20 protein-coding genes are annotated in these 17,958 nt (G+C 67.9%); 9 read left to right on the forward strand and 11 right to left on the reverse strand.

What is annotated here, in order from left to right; all coding sequences use genetic code 11:
- Nucleotides 1-51 precede the first annotated feature (51 nt).
- From J1C47_RS16940 to J1C47_RS16950, 3 genes are all read left to right on the forward strand, one after another.
- On the forward strand, nt 52-789 hold the full coding sequence (locus J1C47_RS16940) for a TlyA family RNA methyltransferase (RefSeq protein WP_207351965.1): 738 nt from the start codon (nt 52-54) through the stop codon (nt 787-789).
- Complete coding sequence (locus J1C47_RS16945; RefSeq protein ID WP_342592009.1) at nt 786-2,015, forward strand: class I SAM-dependent RNA methyltransferase; 1,230 nt, start codon at nt 786-788, stop codon at nt 2,013-2,015. Before J1C47_RS16940 ends, J1C47_RS16945 begins: the two co-directional genes overlap by 4 nt.
- A 207-nt stretch (nt 2,016-2,222) precedes the next feature.
- Nucleotides 2,223-2,849 (forward strand): DedA family protein, encoded by a 627-nt coding sequence (locus tag J1C47_RS16950; protein WP_207351966.1) that lies wholly within the window; start codon nt 2,223-2,225, stop codon nt 2,847-2,849.
- A 105-nt stretch (nt 2,850-2,954) separates the two neighbouring features.
- Here the strand turns inward: J1C47_RS16950 and J1C47_RS16955 are convergent, their stop codons facing one another.
- From J1C47_RS16955 to J1C47_RS16965, 3 genes are all read right to left on the reverse strand, one after another.
- Complete coding sequence (locus tag J1C47_RS16955; RefSeq protein WP_207351967.1) at nt 2,955-3,989, reverse strand: YeiH family protein; 1,035 nt, start codon at nt 3,987-3,989, stop codon at nt 2,955-2,957.
- 204 nt (nt 3,990-4,193) lie between these two features.
- Nucleotides 4,194-5,108: a methylated-DNA--[protein]-cysteine S-methyltransferase gene (locus J1C47_RS16960; RefSeq protein WP_207351968.1), complete on the reverse strand. Its 915-nt coding sequence runs from the start codon at nt 5,106-5,108 to the stop codon at nt 4,194-4,196.
- Nucleotides 5,109-5,238: 130 nt separating this feature from the next.
- A complete protein-coding gene (locus J1C47_RS16965) occupies nt 5,239-5,718 on the reverse strand; it encodes a DUF2244 domain-containing protein (protein WP_245396638.1) in 480 nt (159 codons plus the stop codon).
- An 88-nt stretch (nt 5,719-5,806) separates the two neighbouring features.
- Between J1C47_RS16965 and nth the strand changes: the two genes are divergently transcribed.
- Complete coding sequence (gene nth, locus J1C47_RS16970; RefSeq protein ID WP_207351969.1) at nt 5,807-6,619, forward strand: endonuclease III; 813 nt, start codon at nt 5,807-5,809, stop codon at nt 6,617-6,619.
- On the opposite strand, the gene J1C47_RS16975 is transcribed toward nth, so the two are convergent.
- The 6 genes from J1C47_RS16975 to J1C47_RS17000 all read right to left on the reverse strand — a co-directional run bounded on the left by J1C47_RS16975 (nt 6,546) and on the right by J1C47_RS17000 (nt 12,354).
- The gene (locus tag J1C47_RS16975) at nt 6,546-7,346 is read right to left on the reverse strand and encodes a sulfate transporter family protein (protein WP_207351970.1); all 801 of its coding nucleotides are present in this window, start codon (nt 7,344-7,346) and stop codon (nt 6,546-6,548) included. The two genes, nth and J1C47_RS16975, sit on opposite strands and share 74 nt — an antisense overlap.
- Before the next feature lie 231 nt (nt 7,347-7,577).
- Nucleotides 7,578-8,084: an invasion associated locus B family protein gene (locus J1C47_RS16980; RefSeq protein WP_207351971.1), complete on the reverse strand. Its 507-nt coding sequence runs from the start codon at nt 8,082-8,084 to the stop codon at nt 7,578-7,580.
- A gap of 357 nt (nt 8,085-8,441) precedes the next feature.
- Nucleotides 8,442-8,810 (reverse strand): DUF1232 domain-containing protein, encoded by a 369-nt coding sequence (locus J1C47_RS16985; protein WP_207351999.1) that lies wholly within the window; start codon nt 8,808-8,810, stop codon nt 8,442-8,444.
- A 179-nt stretch (nt 8,811-8,989) separates the two neighbouring features.
- Nucleotides 8,990-9,586 carry an RNA 2',3'-cyclic phosphodiesterase gene (gene thpR / locus J1C47_RS16990; protein WP_207351972.1) on the reverse strand — a complete coding sequence of 199 codons (597 nt, stop codon included), beginning with the start codon at nt 9,584-9,586 and terminating at the stop codon, nt 8,990-8,992.
- A gap of 383 nt (nt 9,587-9,969) precedes the next feature.
- Nucleotides 9,970-11,262 carry an MFS transporter gene (locus J1C47_RS16995; protein ID WP_207351973.1) on the reverse strand — a complete coding sequence of 431 codons (1,293 nt, stop codon included), beginning with the start codon at nt 11,260-11,262 and terminating at the stop codon, nt 9,970-9,972.
- Nucleotides 11,263-11,412: 150 nt separating this feature from the next.
- On the reverse strand, nt 11,413-12,354 hold the full coding sequence (locus J1C47_RS17000) for a uracil-DNA glycosylase (RefSeq protein ID WP_207351974.1): 942 nt from the start codon (nt 12,352-12,354) through the stop codon (nt 11,413-11,415).
- A 239-nt stretch (nt 12,355-12,593) separates the two neighbouring features.
- Between J1C47_RS17000 and J1C47_RS17005 the strand changes: the two genes are divergently transcribed.
- Complete coding sequence (locus tag J1C47_RS17005; RefSeq protein WP_207351975.1) at nt 12,594-12,980, forward strand: hypothetical protein; 387 nt, start codon at nt 12,594-12,596, stop codon at nt 12,978-12,980.
- 40 nt (nt 12,981-13,020) lie between these two features.
- Here J1C47_RS17005 and J1C47_RS17010 read toward each other — a convergent pair whose 3' ends face one another.
- Nucleotides 13,021-13,983, reverse strand: coding sequence for a DHH family phosphoesterase (locus J1C47_RS17010; RefSeq protein ID WP_207351976.1), 963 nt, complete (start codon nt 13,981-13,983; stop codon nt 13,021-13,023).
- A 108-nt stretch (nt 13,984-14,091) separates the two neighbouring features.
- Complete coding sequence (locus J1C47_RS17015) at nt 14,092-14,421, reverse strand: DMT family transporter (protein ID WP_207351977.1); 330 nt, start codon at nt 14,419-14,421, stop codon at nt 14,092-14,094.
- 308 nt (nt 14,422-14,729) lie between these two features.
- Between J1C47_RS17015 and J1C47_RS17020 the strand changes: the two genes are divergently transcribed.
- The 4 genes from J1C47_RS17020 to rplK all read left to right on the forward strand — a co-directional run bounded on the left by J1C47_RS17020 (nt 14,730) and on the right by rplK (nt 17,955).
- The gene (locus tag J1C47_RS17020) at nt 14,730-16,391 is read left to right on the forward strand and encodes an electron transfer flavoprotein-ubiquinone oxidoreductase (protein WP_207351978.1); all 1,662 of its coding nucleotides are present in this window, start codon (nt 14,730-14,732) and stop codon (nt 16,389-16,391) included.
- 227 nt (nt 16,392-16,618) lie between these two features.
- On the forward strand, nt 16,619-16,816 hold the full coding sequence (gene secE / locus J1C47_RS17025; RefSeq protein ID WP_207351979.1) for a preprotein translocase subunit SecE: 198 nt from the start codon (nt 16,619-16,621) through the stop codon (nt 16,814-16,816).
- 28 nt (nt 16,817-16,844) lie between these two features.
- The gene (gene nusG, locus J1C47_RS17030) at nt 16,845-17,375 is read left to right on the forward strand and encodes a transcription termination/antitermination protein NusG (RefSeq protein WP_207351980.1); all 531 of its coding nucleotides are present in this window, start codon (nt 16,845-16,847) and stop codon (nt 17,373-17,375) included.
- A 151-nt stretch (nt 17,376-17,526) separates the two neighbouring features.
- The gene (gene rplK, locus J1C47_RS17035; RefSeq protein ID WP_207351981.1) at nt 17,527-17,955 is read left to right on the forward strand and encodes a 50S ribosomal protein L11; all 429 of its coding nucleotides are present in this window, start codon (nt 17,527-17,529) and stop codon (nt 17,953-17,955) included.
- Nucleotides 17,956-17,958 lie beyond the last annotated feature (3 nt).

The raw sequence follows: 17,958 nt of genomic DNA on the forward strand, positions 1-17,958 counted from the left end.
AGCCGAGCCTCGCCGCATGTGGCGGCGATGGAAAATGCCGGCAAGATCGCGATGCGCCTCGACGCGTGCCTGGTGGCGCGGGGCCTCGCCGCGACACGCTCGCGGGCGCGCGACGCCATTCGCCGCGGACACGTGACCGTCGACGGGCGGGTCGAGACGCGGGCGGGAGCGTCCGTCGGCGCTGATGCGGCACTCTCCTTCGACGACCCGGCCGGCCGATACGTCTCCCGCGCGGCGCTGAAGCTCAGACATGGCCTCGATCGTTTTGCCGTCGACGCGCGGGGACGCATCGCCCTCGACATCGGCGCATCGACCGGCGGCTTCACCGAAGTGCTCCTCGAAAGCGGCGCCGCACATGTCGTCGCCATCGACGTCGGCCACGGCCAGATCCATCCGCGCCTTGCCGCCGATCCGCGCGTCACGGTGATCGAAGGCCTCAACGCGCGGGATCTTACCCGCGACAATCTCGGCGGAGCGGCGGTCGACCTGATCGTCTCCGACGTCAGCTTCATTTCCCTGCGGCTCGCGCTGCCGCCGGCGCTCGACCTCGCGGAGCCGGGCGCCGACGGGATCTTCCTCGTCAAGCCGCAGTTCGAGGCCGGCCGCGAGGCGATCGGCAAGGGCGGATTGCTGCGCGATCCGGCCATCGCCGCAACCGTCGCCGAAGGCGTGCGGGACTGGCTCGACGCGCAGCCGGGCTGGGCGGCTCTCGGCCTCGACGCCTCGCCGATCGCGGGCGGCGACGGCAACCGCGAATTTCTGCTCCACGGACGGAAGGCGGCTGCGTGAAACTGACCATCGAGGACCTCGGCGCCAAGGGCGACGGCATCGCCATGACGGAGGGCGGGCCGGCCTATTTCCCGTTCACCCTGCCGGGCGAGGTGGTCGAACTCGCCGCCGACGCGCCGGCGGGTCCGCGCCCGGCGTTTGACCTCGTCACGCCGTCGCCGGAGCGTGTGGCGCCGGCCTGTCCGCATTTCGGCGACTGCGGCGGCTGCGACCTGCAGCATGCCGGCGAGGCCCCCTACCGGGCGTTCAAGCGCCGTCTCGTCGTCGACGCGATGGAGCGGGCGGGCGTTGCGGCGGACGTCGGCGACCTCGTGCCATGTGCGCCCCGGTCGCGGCGCCGGGTGACGCTGACGGCGCAGCGGGCCGGCAACCGCGTTCTCCTCGGCTACAATGCCGCACGTTCCAACCGGATCGTGCCGATCGAGACCTGCCCGATCGCCCTGCCGGCGATCGAGGCGGCGCTGCCCTTCCTGCGACGTCTCGCGACGCTCCTGACCGACCGCCGCCGCCCGTTGCGGCTCCTCGTCACGGCAACGGCGAGCGGGCTCGACGTCGCGGCGAGCGACGCCGGGCGGCTTTCAGAACAGGCCCGCCGGCAGGCGATCACCCTCGCCCTCGAGGCGCAGGTGGCGCGGCTCAGCCTCGATGCCGAGATCCTCGTCAAGGCGCGCCCGCCCGTCGTCGAGTTCGGCGGGATACCCGTCGAACTGCCGCCCGGGGCGTTTCTGCAGGCCGTCGCGACCACCGAGGCGGCCATGGCGGAGCTGGTGTCGCGGCATCTCGCCGGCGCCAAGCGCATCGCCGACTTCTTCTCCGGCTGCGGAACCTTCTCGCTGCGACTTGCCCGGCAAGCCGTCGTCCATGCGGTCGAAAGCGAGGCCCCCGCGCTCGCCGCCCAGGCCGCCGCCCACCGGGCGACGAGCGGCCTGAAGCCGCTTTCGACCGAGCCGCGCGACCTCTTCCGCCGGCCGGTGCCCGCCAAAGAGCTGAAAGCGTTCGATGCCGTCGTCTTCGATCCGCCGCGCGCCGGCGCCGAAGCGCTGGCGCGGGAACTCGCGGCCTCCCCGGTGGGCCGCGTCGCAGCCGTGTCATGCAATCCGGCGACGCTCGCCCGCGACGTCAAGATTCTCGTCGACGGCGGCTACAGGATCGCGTCGCTGACACCGCTCGACCAGTTTCTGTGGTCGCACCACGTGGAAGCGGTGGCATTGCTGGAGCGGGCGTGACGGCGCCGCCGTCGCGGGCCGCCGCTTGCCGTTCGCGCCCCGGCGTGCGAGCCAGATCAGAGCATGATCCCGGAAAGCCGGAACCGGTTTTCGGAGAAGATCAAGCGCATGCAAGAAGACGGGACCGGATGACGAGGAAAGCACATCCCCATTCCGATCCGGCGGTTTGACGCCGGGACACCAAAGAACGGACGAGGCCCGCGGACATTGACGGAATATCTGGCGCAATATGGCTGCGGCCTCCTGTTCCTCGTCGTCCTCCTGGAATCGACGGGGATGCCGCTGCCGGGCGAGAGCCTCGTCGTGGCGGGCGGCCTGCTCGCGGGCGAGGGCACGCTGAACATCTTCCTCGTGCTCGGCGCCGCCTTCGGCGGCTCGATTGCCGGCGACAACATCGGCTATTTCGTCGGCCGCCGCTACGGCCGGGCGATCGTCGTGCGATGGGGGGAGCGTTTCGGTCTCGGCGAAAAGCGCTTCAAGATGGTCGAGGAACGCTTCGAGGACTACGGCTTCGTCGTCGTCCTCGTCGCCCGGTTCATCATCATCCTGCGCCAGCTGAACGGCTTCGTCGCCGGGACGATGAAGATGAACTGGCCGGTGTTCTTCCTCTACAATTCGATCAGCGCGGCGCTGTGGTCGCTCGGCTATGGCGGCTTCGCCTATCTCTTCGGCTCCGCCTTCCAGACCTATTTCGCCGGCCACTCCACCTGGCCGCTCTATCTCGTTGCGGCGGCGATCTGCCTGATCGGCTGCTACGGGACGTACAAGTTCCTGTTCAAGGTCGAGGATGACGACGGCCCGGCGGAGGATGCCGGCAGCCGCCACGAGGCCTGAGCCTGAGAGATCCGGGCCGCGAAAAGCCGCAGGCCGCGACGCTCCGCCGCGGCCTTCGGGTGATGGTGGTCTTGCCTCCGACCGGCCGGCGGCGTCGGCCGCTCGTCAGCCGGCGGCACCGGTGAGGAGGATCAGCGCGAGCGCCAGGACGAGGATGAAGAGCCAGGCCGCGGCGCCGAGGAGCGCCGGACGCAGGCCCTTCGCGGCGAGCTTGCGCAGATCCGTCTCGAGACCCATCGAGGCGAGCGCGACGGCGAGCAGGAACTGCGTCGTGAAGACGACGCCGGGCATTGCCGCATCGGGCACCATGCCGGTCGAGGCGACGCCCACCATCGCCATGAAGCCGAAGACGAACCACGGCACCGGCACCGAGCCGCCACCCGCCTGGTCGGGCTTGCGGCGGCGCGTGGCGGCATAGCCGAGGGCCAGCACCATCGGCGCCAGCATCAGGACGCGGGTGAGCTTGGCGATGGTGCCGATGTGGCCGGCCGCCTCGCCGCCCTGGAACGCCGCCGCGACGACCTGAGCGACCTCGTGGATCGAGGCGCCGGTCCACAGCCCGTAAGCCTGCGGCGTCAGCCCGAAGGCGTCGCCGGCGAGCGGCAGCAGCACCATGGAGAGCGAGCCGAACACCGTGACGCAGGCGACGGCGTAGGCGACGTCCTCGTCGCGCGCCCGGGTGACGGTGTTGGTCGCGATGACGGCCGAGGCGCCGCAGATCGACGTGCCGGCGGCGATCAGCTCGGCGAGCTTGTGGTCGACGCCGATGATCCGGCCGAGCCATTTGGTGAAGCCGAAGGTGGAAACCAGCGTCACCACGATGACGGCGGCCCCGGACCAGCCGACCTCGCCGACCTGGGAAAGGGTGAGCTGCAGGCCGAGAAGGACGATGCCGGCCCTCAGAACGCGGCGGAGGCCGAACTTGACGCCGGAGAGTGCGGCGGCGGGCGTCCCGATCGTGTTGTGCAGCGCCATGCCGAGGACGATCGCCAGGATCAGCGGGCTGAGGAAACCGAGGCCCGGCAGCTGGTGCAGCCCGAAGGCGGCGAGGGCGATGGCACAGGTGAGGGCGAGCCCGGGCAGGATCGAACCGGCTTTCGCGGGTTCGTCGGCGGTCGAAATCTGGCTCACAGTGGTCATCGGGCGTCCTGCGTCGGGTCCTTGAAGGTCGCCCGACACTAGAACGTGCCGATCAATCGGTCCAAATGATAGTTCTTGTCAGTTCAATCGAAAATGACGAACGGACGGCGCGGGACCGCCCTTTCGTGTTCGGTGCCGCTTCTCGCTGCGGTCACCAAGGGCCGGGGCGGCCGGTCGGCCGCCCGTGGTGTGAGCCACGCCGGATCAGTCGCGCGCGAGCACGCCGCTTTCCCAGCCGAGCATGGCGCGCTTTCGGGTGATGCCCCAGTGATAGCCGGTGAGGGCGCCGCTCTTGCCGAGGACGCGATGACACGGCACGACGAAGGAGACCGGGTTTCGCCCGACGGCGGCCCCGACCGCCCGGGCGGCCTTCGGCGCGCCGATCCGGCTGGCGATGGTCGAATAGGTCGTCGCCTTGCCGAGCGGGATCTGCAGGAGGCACTGCCACACCCGGATCTCGAAATCGGTGCCGATCAGAACCACCTTCAGCGGCCGTTCTTCCTGCCACCGCGAGGGCTCGAATATCCGCCGCGCATAGGTGGCCGTCTTCGACGCATCGGCCATGAAGCGCGCCCGCGGCCAGCGCCGCCGCATGTCGTCGAGGGCGGCCGCCTCGCCGCCGTCCGTCGGGTCGGCAAAACCGATGCCGGCGAGGCCGCGTTCGGTGGCGACGACGATCGAAAGGCCGAATGGGGTCGGGTGGAAGCCGTAGAAGAGGTCGATTCCCTCGCCGCGGGCCTTGTAGTCGCCGGGCGAGACGGCTTCGTGCTTGACGAAGAGGTCGTGTAGCCGCGAGGGGCCGGAGAAGCCGACCTCGTAGGCGGCGTCGAGCAGCGAGGCGCCGTCGTCGAGGAGGCGGCGGGCATGATCGAGGGTCACCGCCTGCAGGAACGACTTCGGCGTCAGCCCGGCCCAACGCTTGAGCAGGCTGGTCAGCGTCTCTTCGGAACGGCCCACCGCCTCGGCGATCTCGGCAAGGCTCGGCTGGCTGCGATATTCCGTCGAGATGAACTCGATCATCCGGCGGACGGTCTCGTAGTCGGTCAGGGCGGCGCGTCCGGTCGGCATCATCTGGGGAAGGGGCACGGCGTCGAGGGTCTCATGGGCAAATGACAACATGGCGGTTTCTCCTTCGCCAGCATCAATGCATCGCCACCCGCCGAGCCGCCACCCGATTTCCGGGAAGCGGAAGGAAAGGGGATTTCTGCCCGCAGCGGGACGGCGTCCGGTCCGGCGGTTCCCGGCAGAGTCAGCCTCGCTTGGCGGTGATCAACGCCCGCCGGAAGGCTTCGGCGAAGCTGTCCTTGTCGTCCGGATTGAGGAAGCTGCCGATCTCGGTCGAGACGTTGCGCGAATCGACGCTCATGCGGGTGATGCCGATCTCCTCGTGCCGGCTGACGTGAAAATGCGCGAAGAACGGATTGTGGTGGGCCTCGCGGACGATCCCCTTCGGCGAGGTCTTGCGGATGGCGCAGTCGGTCCGCGTGACGCAGACTTCCTCACGCGCCTTCGCCGCACGGTAGTTCGCCGAAAACGCCCACCAGAGGACGAGGACGTCGAGCCCGAAGAAGCCGACCACCGGCCAGGCCCCGTTCATCAGGAAGAGGCTGCCGGTGACGAGGCTGACGATGCAGAAGCCGGCCATCATCAGGTTGAAGCCGCGCCGGCCGAGCGAACGGTAGGGAACGAGCAGTGCCGCGAAGATCGGCCGTTCGGCGGCGCGCGGCAGCTCGGGCGCATCGTCATCGGCGTCCGGTCGGCCTTCTCTCCTGCGATCGTCGTTGTCTTGCAATGCTCCGGCTCGCTATAGGGCGACGATGAACGAAAAGATCGACAAGCCCGCCGCCGGGGTCAAGCGCACCGGCCAAAAGGCCGCGGCGAAGCCCTCGGGCGGCAAGGCGGCGCGGCGCCCCGCCCCGCGCCGGCCGGCCATCCCCTACACGGCGGCGGAGATCGCCGAAATCTTCCGCCGCTTCTCGGTCCAGCGGCCGGAGCCGGAATCGGAGCTCGAGCACAGCAACCCGTTCACGCTGCTGGTGGCGGTCGTCCTGTCGGCGCAGGCGACGGATGCCGGGGTCAACAAGGCGACGCGGGCGCTCTTTGCGGCGGCCGACGATCCGCAGGCGATGGCCACCCTCGGCGAGGATGCGATCCGCGAGCATATCAAGACCATCGGGCTCTTCCGCAACAAGGCGAAGAACGTCGCGGCGCTGTCGCGGGCGCTGGTCGAGAACCACGGCGGCGAGGTTCCGAACGACCGTACCGCGCTCGAGGCGCTGCCCGGCGTCGGCCGCAAGACCGCCAACGTCGTGCTCAACGTCGCCTTCGGCGAGGAGACGCTCGCCGTCGACACCCACATATTCAGGATCGGCAACCGGCTGCATATCGCGCCGGGCCGGACGCCGGACGAGGTGGAGGCGAATCTGCTGAAGGTCATCCCGCAGCCCTATCGCCGGCACGCCCATCACTGGCTCATCCTGCACGGCCGCTATGTCTGCAAGGCCCGCAAGCCCGACTGCGGGGCCTGCGTCATCGCCGATCTGTGCCGGGCGGAGGTCAAGACGGCCGACGTTCCGGCGCCGCTGACGCCTCTGCCGCCCGGTCCGCCGGTCGCTGCCCGACCGGCCTGACGGCTTCGCGCCCGAGCCCGTGAAGGCCGCCGCTCCTTGTCGATATCCGCTGGTGCAGATGCACCATCAGGCTGGCGGCGAAGAGCGGCGTCAGAAGGTTGACGATCGGAACGGCCATGAACAGCGCGACCACCAGCCCGGCGAGGAAGACAGTCGTCCCGTGCTGTGCGCGCATCGCCTTGGCATCCTCCTCGGTGCGGTAGCGCATCGCCGCGAACTCGAAATATTCGCGCCCGACGAGATAGCCGTTCACGAGGAAGAAGGCGACGATGTTGATCCCCGGCACGAGCAGGAGGAAGAGCGCCACGACGTTGCCGACGATGACGATGCCGAAGAACTTCGCCGACAGGACGAGGCCCTGCCAGAACGGCACCGGGCGGCCGGCGGGAGAGGCGGGATAGCCGTCGCGCTCCACCACCTCGGCGACGTCGTCGAGAAACAGGCCGGCGATGATCGCGCTGATCGGGCCGATCAGGAACAAGAGGCCGATGGCGAGCGCGACGCCGGCGCCCCATCCGGCGAGGGTTCCGGCCTGGTCGACCCAATGGGGCGCGTCGGGAAAGAGGTTCGACAGGAACGGCACCGCCAGCCATTCGAACACCGCTTCGACCACGAACCACAGGACGATCAGGACGACCGCGGTCAGCCCCAGCGACTTCCACAGCGTCGTGCGGAACGGCGGGGAGAAAAGGTCGGAGAGGGCAGAGCGGGCGCTGGCGAAGATCATGGGCTCCTCCGGGGGGACGGAGCGGAGATAGGCAGCCGGGACCGGGACCGCAACGCTTCGCGGCGCTTGGCGCTCCGGCGCCGGCGCTGCCCTTGCCGAAACGACGACGACCCCGCCGCAGCGGCGGGGTCGGTCGGAACGGGCGGATGCCGACGGGCGGCTTTGACGATCCGTCGGGCGGGAAGCTGCGGCCCGGCGCCCCGAAAGGCGGCCGGAACGCGCGGCCTCGCGCTACTTGCAGTTCTTGATCGAGTTCAGCGCGGCCGTGACGCCCGAGAGCGAATAGGTGTAGCTCGTATCGGTCCCGCGCGACGACGTCGCCTGCAGGCTGAGCGAACGGCCCGAGCGCATGGCGGAGACCAGCTGCGGCTCCTCGGCGGCGTTTTCCATCCAGGCCGAGTTGCCCTTGGTGAACATCGAGAACTTCTTGCCGTCGATGTCGACGGTGACCTTCGAGCCTTCCTTGAGGTCGTAGCCCATGACCGCCTGCGGCTCGTAGGAGACGCCTTCGCCGGGCTTCTGCGAGACGAGGAAGAAGATGTCGCCGTGGTCGACATTGGCGGGCAGCAGCTTCTTCGGCGTCGAGAGGATGTAGCAGACCTTCCCGCCGGAACCGGCATAGGAATAGGTGCCCCAGTCGTTGAAGGTGTTCATGCGTGTCGGGGTGGGCGCGGCGGTGGCCGCACCGGACCAGATCATGAAGGCCGCCGCGGTGGTCAGGACGTGCTTGAAGTTCATGGTTTCCTGCTCTCCGGAGTGCGTCTTTCGGGCGATTGCCGCGACCTCGCCGAGGCTCGGCGACCGTCGGAAAACGATGACTTGCGCAAAACTAGACCACGGCGGTTTAGCGATGGTTAACGAACCGCAAAAGACCGGAGCGCGATTTTCAGCGTCGCTGACGACCGCCCGCCGTCGCCGGATCCGCATCTCCACCCTTCGCGCCATCGCGCCCCGCGCGTTTCGACGCGGGACTTCCTTCAGCTACGCCGGCAGGCGGGCGGCAGACCCGTTGCCGAACAAAAAAACCAATCGGGCGAGAGTGTGTCCGTGCCGCCGGCATCGGTGGCCGAGCGGCGAATCGATCGGCCGGCGGGCTCAGAGATCGTCGAGGGCGCTGCGCGCCCGCTGGTAGTGCTCGGGCCGGATATTGCCCCTCACGGCATTGAACGCGGCCAGGAGTACCGCGATGTCGTCGGTGAAGCCGATCCCGAGGAGCATGTCCGGGACGAGGTCCATCGGCAGCACGAAATAGGCGAGCGCGGCAATCAGGACGCCCCGCGTGGAGGCCGGCGTGTCGGGGTCGATGGCGCAATAATAGGAGGCGACGACGTCCTCCATGAACGGGACGTGGCGCAGCGCCCGGCGGACCGTCGCGAAAAACGACGAGCGCACCCGCCGTTCCTTCTTCGCATGATCCCTCGAAGAACCGATCCGCAGGATCTCCTCGATTTTGCCTTCCTCGATCGCCATCGCCGTCTCCATCTCGTCGAATCGTGTGAGAGATGGCGAAGGATGGCCGCCGCCTCAAGTCCCCGCCTGGCCGTCACACCGGCCCGTTCCTCTTTTTTCTGAAGGAACTTAGCGGGGAAGGGTGGCAAGCCGCCCCGCGCCGCCGCGCGGCGGTCGGCAGGCGCCGGCCGCCATCAGCCGAAGTCGCCCGCCAGGGTCTCGAAGGCCTGCGGCGCGGCGGGCTGGTAGGTCTGGAACGGCGCGAGATCGAAGGCCTCTTCCAGGACGTAGGGGCCGCCGCCGATCGAATCGCGCGAGGAGAACAGGCCGAAACGCTCGACCGGGAAGCTGCGGCTGCGAAAGCCGCCGCGCAGCGCGAGGTAATGCGCGACGTCGGAGGACTTGGCGTTCTTCAGCCGCGCGAGCGTGACATGCGGCACGAACTTGCGCTGGTCGGGCGAAAGGCCGAGCCGCTTGAACGCCCGGTCGATGTCTGCCTGAAGGGCGGCGAGTTCGGCCGACGGCGCGACTTCCGCATAGACGGAATGCGGCTTCTTGCTGCCGAAGGCGCCGAGGCCGGAAAGCGCCAGCCTGAAGCTCGGCCGGTCGATCCTGTCGAGGACGGCGACGATCTCGTCGGCAAGGCGCGGCTCGACGTCGCCGACGAAACGCAGCGTCAGATGGTAGTTCTCGGGGTCGATCCAGCGTGCCGCGGGCAGCCCGCCGCGCAGAAGCGACAGCGAAACGGCGATGTCCTGCGGAATTTCGAGGGCGGTGAAAAGTCGCGGCATCGGAAGACCTCCGTGCATCGTGTGGCCCCGGACGGGCAATCGCCTCATCGCGTCGCCCGTGCGCGGGCCCTCAGGCCCGCCCCGAGACATCAGGATGAAATGCCGGGCCGGCACGCGCGGGCGAGCCGGCATTCCGACGATTTCACCAGAAGAGTTTCATCACCAAGATGGAGTTTCAAGGAGACGCGCGGCGCGGCGCGGCGGTTTTCGCGCCGCCGCCTGCGGCGATGCACAGCTTTTCGCAGGCGCGGCGAGGGCCGAACGGGGCCGGAGCGCAGAGAACCCGGGCCGGCAGCGGCTGCGGGCGTTCGGCGGCCGCACGGCGCCGTAATTTCCCCCGGGACGGATCTTTCCGACGGCCGCAGGCAGGCGTGGGGGGCCGCTCAGGCGGCGGCGCGACCCCCGTCCTCCCTGTCCCCCGCGTCATCACCGGCCGCGGCGACGAGGCTCGCCTCGGCGCGCGGATCGAGGCTGAAGCTCGCAGGCGTCTGGACGCGGGCGAAGGGAATGGTCTGGAAGTCCGGGCGCTCGTCGGCCGGGATCGCGACGCGGCGGAAGGTTCGATAGAAGGCGTAGGCGGCGTAGATCGCCATGGCGGAGCCGAGCGACTGGAAGAGGCCCGCCGGGCCGGTCGTCTCCATCAGGAAGGCGGTGTAGATCGGGCCGATCATCGTGCCGACGCCGTAGAGGATCAGAAGGCCGCTCGACACCTTCACGAAGTCGGCGTCGGCGGCGTAGTCGTTGGCGTGGGCAACGGCCAGCGAATAGGCCGGATAGATGATCCCGCCGAGAACGAAGGCGATGGCGAAGAGCACGACCGAACCGGAATGGTCGAAATAGACGCCGGCGACCGCCGCCCCGACGCCGATCAGCCCGGCTGCCGTCATGACGTAGCGGCGGTCGGTCTTGTCGGAGATCCGGCCGAGCGGGATCTGGAAGATCGCCCCGCCGAACATCGCCGAGACGGTGAGCGTCGCGATGTCCGTCGTCGACAGGCCGATCTGCTGGCCGAACACCGGCGCGAGATTGCCCCAGCCGGCGGACAGGATGCCGGCGAGGAGGATGCCGACGGCGGCGACCGGCGAATTGCGGAACAGCATCAGGACGTCGATCTTGACGGTCGCGATCGGCGCCGGGGACTGCGCCCGCGACAGGGCCGTCGGAATCACCGCCAGGGCGAAGACGATCGCGCACAGCATGAACGGCGCCGGAAGGCCGGGATTGGACAGCGGCATGACGTACTGCCCGCCCATCATCGCCGCCATGGTGACGATCATGTAGACCGAGAAGATGGTGCCGCGGGTCTCGTTGGTGACGCGTTCGTTCAGCCAGCTCTCGATGACCATGTAGCTGCCGGCGAGCGCAAAGCCCGACAGCGCCCGGAAGACCATCCAGGCCACCGGGTCGACGAGGAGGCCGCAGAGGAGGATCGAGATCGCCAGAAGCGCCGACAGGCTGGAGAAGGTGCGCACGTGTCCGGCGCTTCTCACGATCCACGGAATCACCACGCAGCCGAAGGTGAAGGCGAGGGCGTAGGTCGTTCCGAAGGCGCCGATCTCGTAGCTCGTCCAGCCCTCGATCGAGCCGCGCACGGGCAGGAGAATGCCCATCAGCCCGGCGCCGGCCATCAGGAAGAACGTCGAGGTGAGGAGCGCTGCGATCGGCAGGAGGTGCATGGAAGGCTCGCGGCGGAAAGGTGGGGCGGCCCGAAACCCGGCGGGTCGGCGTTCGGGGGTGCCTTACGTCTTCGAGGCTGATTTGGCGAGGCCTTGTAGCGGCGCAATGTTGCAGTTTTCGGGCACCTTCGAGCCGGCGGCCCGGAGCGGTCAGCCGCCCGCCGCGGAAAGTTCTGCAAGCTTCGCCTTCAGCGCCAGGAGATCGTGCCAGGCGAGGCGCTTCTGGGCGGGCTGGCGCAGCAGATAGGCCGGATGCAGCATGGCGATCGCCGGGATCGTCGCCTCCGGCAAAAGATCGAAGCTGTAGCTCTGCCACGTGCCGCGGATCCTAAGGATTCCCTCGGTCGAACCGAGGATCGCTTTGGCCGAGGGCGAGCCGAGGCAGACGACGATCTTCGGCGCGACGAGCTCGATCTGCCGCTGCACGAAGGGCAGGCAGACCTGCGTCTCGGCGGGCGTCGGCGGCCGGTTGCCCGGCGGCCGCCACGGGACGGTGTTGGTGACGCGCACGTTTTCGCGCTCGAGCCCGATCGCCTCGAGCATGCGGTTGAGGAGGCGGCCGGAACGGCCGACGAAGGGAACGCCCGCGAGGTCCTCGTCACGTCCCGGCGCCTCGCCGATCAGCATCAGCTCGGCCCGCTCCGGCCCGTCGCCGAAGACCGTGGTCTTGGCGGTGATCTTGAGGCTGCAGCCGTCGAAGGCCTCGAGAAGCCCGCGCAGTTCGTCGAGACTTGCCGCCGATCGCGCCCGCTCCCTGGCATCGGCGACGGCGACCTCGTCCGGGATCGCCACGCGATTGAGCGGGAAGGCGGGTTCGACCCCGCCTGCGCCCGGGCTCTCGAAGGATGCGCGCGATGTTCGCGGCGCGGCGTCGGCCGAGGCGCCGCGCGTGTCGTCTGGGCGCTGCGTCCGCTTCTCCCGCGGCGGGGTCTCGGGCCGAGCCTTTTCCGCCCGGCGCTCGCTTTCGGCCGCCGTCTCGGCGAAACGGTCGCGCGGCGAATCGACGAGCAGCGCCTCGATCCCCGCCTCGCGGTAGAAGGCTAGGAGCGCAAGCGCGGCGTCCCGCGGGCTGGGGGTCGTCTGTGCGTTCATGCTGCGGTTCTAACCCATGCGACGAAAGAGGGCGACGTCTTCGTCTCCGGCAGCCGGGGCAATCGCGCGAAGTCGGGGCCGGGCACGGCGACCGGCCCGCTTCAGCGGCGGTGCCGGTTGCTCCTTCTGAACCTGCAACCTATAGTGAAAACAATGCCGTTGCATCATCGGCGCGGGCGGGGATTTGGAGAGACGAAGCCATGCAGCACGGGGGTTTTTCCGCCCGACTTGGTCACGCGATGCTCCTGACGACCGCGATCGGGCTTTCCGGAGCCTCCGATGCGGGGGCTCGGGAGCTTCCGCGCCAGGTCAAGGCCCACATCGCCGAGATCGGCTCCTCTTGCGACGGCGGATATTCGACGAAGGGCGCGGTCAGGACCGCCGACTTCAACGGGGACGGCCGCACCGACTATCTCGTCGACGAAGGAGCGATCATCTGCCGCGGGCAAACCATGTCCGGCTTCTGCGGCGCGACGGGCTTCTGCAGCTTCACCGTCTTCGTCACGAGCGGCAAGGGCTTCACGAAGCGCGATTTCCTCGCAAGAGGCTACGAGATCTCCGGCCGCCGCCTGATCGTGGACGGCAAGCCCTATCGCTGGGCCGGCAAGCGCTTCGTCCCCCGCTGAACCGGCCGTCGCCGGCGCCCGTCCTCCGGCCGCGTCGCGCTCAGGCGCGCAGCAGCTCGCGTTCCTCCAGCCGGGGCGCATCTTCGATCGCCGCGATCAGCTCCAGCTTGGTCTCTTCCGCGGCCTCGTTGGCGACCTGGCAGGTGCCCGCCGCATGGTGCCCTCCGCCGCCATGGGACAGGCACAGCCCGCCGACGTCGACGGCCGAGCTCCTGTCGAGGATCGACTTGCCGATGGCGAAGACGGTGTTCTGCTGCTTGAGGCCCCACATGACGTGCATCGAGATATTGCACTGCGGGAACAGCGCGTAGACCATGAAGCGGTTGCCGGGATGGATGATCTCCTCGTCCCGCAGATCGAGGACGACGAGCGGCCCGTGGACCTTGCCGATGCGGCGGAGCTGCTCCTTGAAGGCGCGATCGTGCTCGAAGTAGAGCTCGACGCGTTCCTTGACGTCGGGAAGCTCGAGGATCTGCTCGACGCTGTGATCGCGGCAATAGTCGATGAGCTGCATCATCAGCTCGTAGTTGGAGATGCGGAAATTCCGGAACCGGCCGAGCCCGGTGCGCGAATCCATCAGGAAGTTGAGCAGCGACCAGCCGGTGGGGTCGAGGATCTCGGCCCGGGAAAACTGTGCGGAGTCGCCCTTGTCGACGGCTTCCATCAGATCCTTGCGGATGCGGCGGAAGGCTTTCGGGCCGCCGTAATACTCGTAGACGATGCGTGCGGCCGAGGCGGCGTTCGGATCGATGACGTAGTTGTCCGGCAGAACGCCGTTGCGCTGCAGCTCGCTCGAATGATGGTCGAAGACGAGATGCGCACCCTCGACGTAAGGCAGGTTGGTGGTGATGTCCCGGTCGGTGATCGCAATCCGTCCGTCCTGCATGTCCTTCGGATGGACGAAGGTGATCTCGTCGATGAGGTCCAGCTCCTTGAGCAGCATCCCGCAGACGAGACCGTCGAAGTCGCTGCGTGTGACGAGGCGGTAGCGCTTGGCCGGCATGAAAGATCTCCTGAGCACAATCTGCGCGGAAGACTATCGCCGCTTCGCTAATTCGAAGTTACGATCCGCGCGGCTTGCGCAGCCGGCCACGGTTTTCGCCGGTCCGGATCAGTGGCCGACGCTCTGCGAAAACAGATTGATGACGAGGACGCCGGCAAGGATCAGCGCCATCCCGACGAGGCCCGCGGGATCGATCGGCTGACGGAACCAGACGAGGTCGATCAGCGCGAGGATGACGATCCCGGTGCCCGACCAGATCGCATAGACGATGCCCACCGGCAGGCTGCGGAGCGGCAGGGCGAGGAAATAGAACGCCAGAACGTAGGCGAGGACCGTGACGACCGCGGGAGCGAGTCGCGTGAAGCCTTGCGTCGACTTCAGTGCCGTGGTGCCGACGATCTCGCAGACGATCGCGATGCCGAGATAGATTGCGTTCATCGACGATACTCCGCGTCCGTGACGGCGTGCGGCCGCCCGCCGTACTCACAACTCGTTCGGTTCCGGCGTCCGCCTGCCCGCTGCGCGCGGCTGACGGCGACCGCGGAACCCCTAGTACCGAACCCGATCGACGCGTCAATCGCGGCGGCGCGGGCGGCGTTTCAGGGCGGCGGTTGCCCCGCAAGCGTCGACCTTTCGGGCTGGGGGACTAGAACAATCCGAAACCTGCCGGTTAAGAAGCGGTCGCAAGCCGGACCCGCAGATGCGGCCGTCGGCGGCGATTCGGACGTTTTATTCGAGGAGACGACATGAGCCAGGCCGCGGAGTTGCCGGAGCGCGAATCGATGGAGTTCGACGTCGTCGTCGTCGGCGCCGGACCGGCGGGGCTCGCGGCGGCGATCCGGCTGAAGCAGATCGACCCGGAGATCTCTGTGGTGGTGCTGGAAAAAGGCGCCGAGGTCGGGGCCCATGTCCTCTCCGGCAACGTCCTCGACCCCTCCGCGCTCGACCGGCTGCTGCCCGACTGGCGCAATGAGGAGACGCCGATCAAGACGGCCGTGACCGAGGACCGCTTCTACTACTATTCCTCGCACGGCTCGGTGCGGCTGCCGAATTTCCTGATGCCGAAGCTGATGTCGAACCACGGCAATTTCGTCGTCTCGCTCGGCCTCGTCTGCAAATGGCTGGCCGAAAAGGCCGAAGCGCTGGGCGTCGAGATCTATCCGGGCTTCGCCGCGTCGGAACTCCTCTTCGACGAGGCGAACAACGTCGTCGGCGTCGCGACGGGCGACATGGGCGTGACGCGGGCGGGCGAGCCGGGCCCGATGTATCAGCGCGGCATGGCGCTCTTCGGCAAATACGTCTTCCTCGGCGAGGGGGTGCGCGGCTCGCTCGCCAAGGCGGCGATTAAGGCCTACGGACTCGACCAGGGTCGCGATCCCGGCAAGTTCGGCATCGGCATCAAGGAACTCTGGGAGATCAAGCCCGAAAAGTCGCGGCCCGGCCGCATCGAGCATTCCTTCGGCTGGCCGCTCGACGACAGGACCGGCGGCGGCTCCTTCGTCTACCATCTCGGCGACAACCAGGTCTATGTCGGCTACGTCGTCCACCTGAACTACAAGAACCCCTTCCTCTCGCCCTTCGAGGAGTTCCAGCGCTTCAAGACCCATCCCGACCTCGTCGAACTCCTGAAGGGCGGCAAGCGCATCGCCTACGGGGCGCGGGCGATCACGGAAGGTGGCTTCCAGTCGGTACCGAAGCTCGCCTTCCCGGGCGGCGTCCTGATCGGCTGCGCCGCCGGCTTCGTCAACGTGCCGCGGATCAAGGGCGTCCACAACGCCATGACCTCCGGCATGCTCGCCGCGGAAAAGGCCGCCGAGGCGCTGAAGCAGGGACGCTCGAACGACCGGCTGAACGACTATGACGAGGCGTGGCGCGCCTCGCCGATCGGCCGGGACCTGAAGCCGGTCAGGAACGTCAAGCCGCTGTGGTCGCAGTACGGCACGCGGATCGGCGTGATGCTCGGCGGCCTCGACATGTGGACGAACACGCTGTTCGGCTTCTCCTTTTTCGGCACGCGCAGCCACGGCAAGCCCGACCACGCCTGCCTCGAGCCCGCCGACCGGCACACGCCGATCGACTATCCGCGGCCCGACGGCGAGCTGACCTTCGACAAGGTCTCGTCTGTCTATCTGTCGAACACCAACCACGAGGAGGACCAGCCGGTCCATCTGAGGGTGAAGGACCCGGCGCTGCAGAAGTCGTCGGAACTCGGCGTCTACGCCGGACCCTCGCAGCGCTACTGCCCGGCCGGGGTCTACGAGTGGGTGGAGGAAAACGGCGAGGACACGTTCGTGATCAACGCCCAGAACTGCGTCCACTGCAAGACCTGCGACATCAAGGATCCGAACCAGAACATCACCTGGGTGCCGCCGCAGGGCGGCGAGGGACCGGTCTACGAGGTGATGTGAGAGAATGTTTGGGCGCGGCCCGGGACTTGCATCCGCCGGGCGGCGGACCCAGCTATGCGGGCGGCGGACCCAGCTATGGACGTGCCCCGGCTTTACGCCATGTTCACGTTTTTTCGCTCCCCGAGGGGGTTGAGAATCGCCGGGAACGCCGCTAGAAGACGCCTTCCTATGGAAACGGCGCGTGGGGCGATCGATCGCTCTTCACGCGCTTTAGCCGTGAGCAATCGATGGCCAAGACGAATCCCTTCAAATTTCTGGAGCAGGTGCGTTCCGAGACGTCGAAGGTGACCTGGCCGACCCGTCGGGAAACGATGATCTCGACGTTGATGGTCTTCGTCATGGTGGTGTTTGCGGCGGCGTTCTTTTTCGTTGCCGATCAGGCGCTCGGCTATGCCGTCGGCCTGATCATGAATGCGGGCGCATGACGCTGCCGCAGGAGATATCGAAGCTTTCATGACCGCCCGCTGGTACATCGTCCACGCCTATTCGAATTTCGAAAAGAAGGTGGCCGAATCCATTGAGGAGCAGGCCCGTCAGAAGGGGCTCTCCGACAAGTTCGAGAAGATCCTCGTGCCGACCGAGAAGGTGGTCGAGGTGCGTCGCGGCCGCAAGGTGGACGCCGAGCGCAAGTTCTTCCCCGGCTACGTGCTGGTGAAGGCGGAACTGACCGACCAGGTCTTCTCGCTGATCAAGAACACCCCGAAGGTGACGGGCTTCCTCGGGCCGGACAACCGGCCGGTGCCGATCTCCGAGGCCGAGGCGAACCACATCCTGAACCAGGTGCAGGACGGGGTCGAGCGCCCGAAGCCGACCATGTCCTTCGACATCGGCGAGAACGTGCGCGTTTCGGACGGACCCTTCGCCTCGTTCAACGGCGTCGTCCAGGAAGTCGACCAGGAGCGCGCGCGTCTCAAGGTCGAGGTGTCGATCTTCGGCCGTGCCACGCCGGTCGATCTCGAATTCGGCCAGGTCGAGAAGACCTGACCGGAGAGCGGCGCCCGCGTATCGCCGCGGGCGCCTTTGTCGTGCGGGAGGCGCGGACGGGCACGAAAGCCGGCCCGTTCAACAGCCGGACCGCGCGGACTGCGAACGGCCGGAGCGCATGTCTCCGCCATGACGGAAGAAGGCAGGAAAAATGGCTAAGAAGATTGCGGGACAGCTCAAGCTGCAGGTCCCGGCCGGTTCGGCGACGCCGTCGCCGCCCATCGGTCCCGCGCTCGGTCAGCGCGGTATCAACATCATGGAGTTCTGCAAGTCGTTCAACGCGCAGACCCAGGAGATGGAGAAGGGTCAGCCGATCCCGGTGGTGATCACCTACTTTCAGGACAAGTCCTTCACCTTCGCGATGAAGACTCCGCCGGTGAGCTACTTCCTCAAGAAGGCGGTGAACCTGAAGTCGGGCTCCAAGACCCCGGGCAAGGCGAGCGCCGGCACGATCAGCCGCGCCCAGCTGCGCGAGATCGCCGAGAAGAAGATGGTCGACCTCAACGCCAACGACCTCGATGCGGCGACGCTGATGATCGAGGGCTCGGCCCGCTCGATGGGCCTCGAGGTGACGGAGTAAGCA

This window comes from Jiella sonneratiae (genome assembly GCF_017353515.1).
GTDB lineage: Bacteria > Pseudomonadota > Alphaproteobacteria > Rhizobiales > Rhizobiaceae > Jiella > Jiella sonneratiae.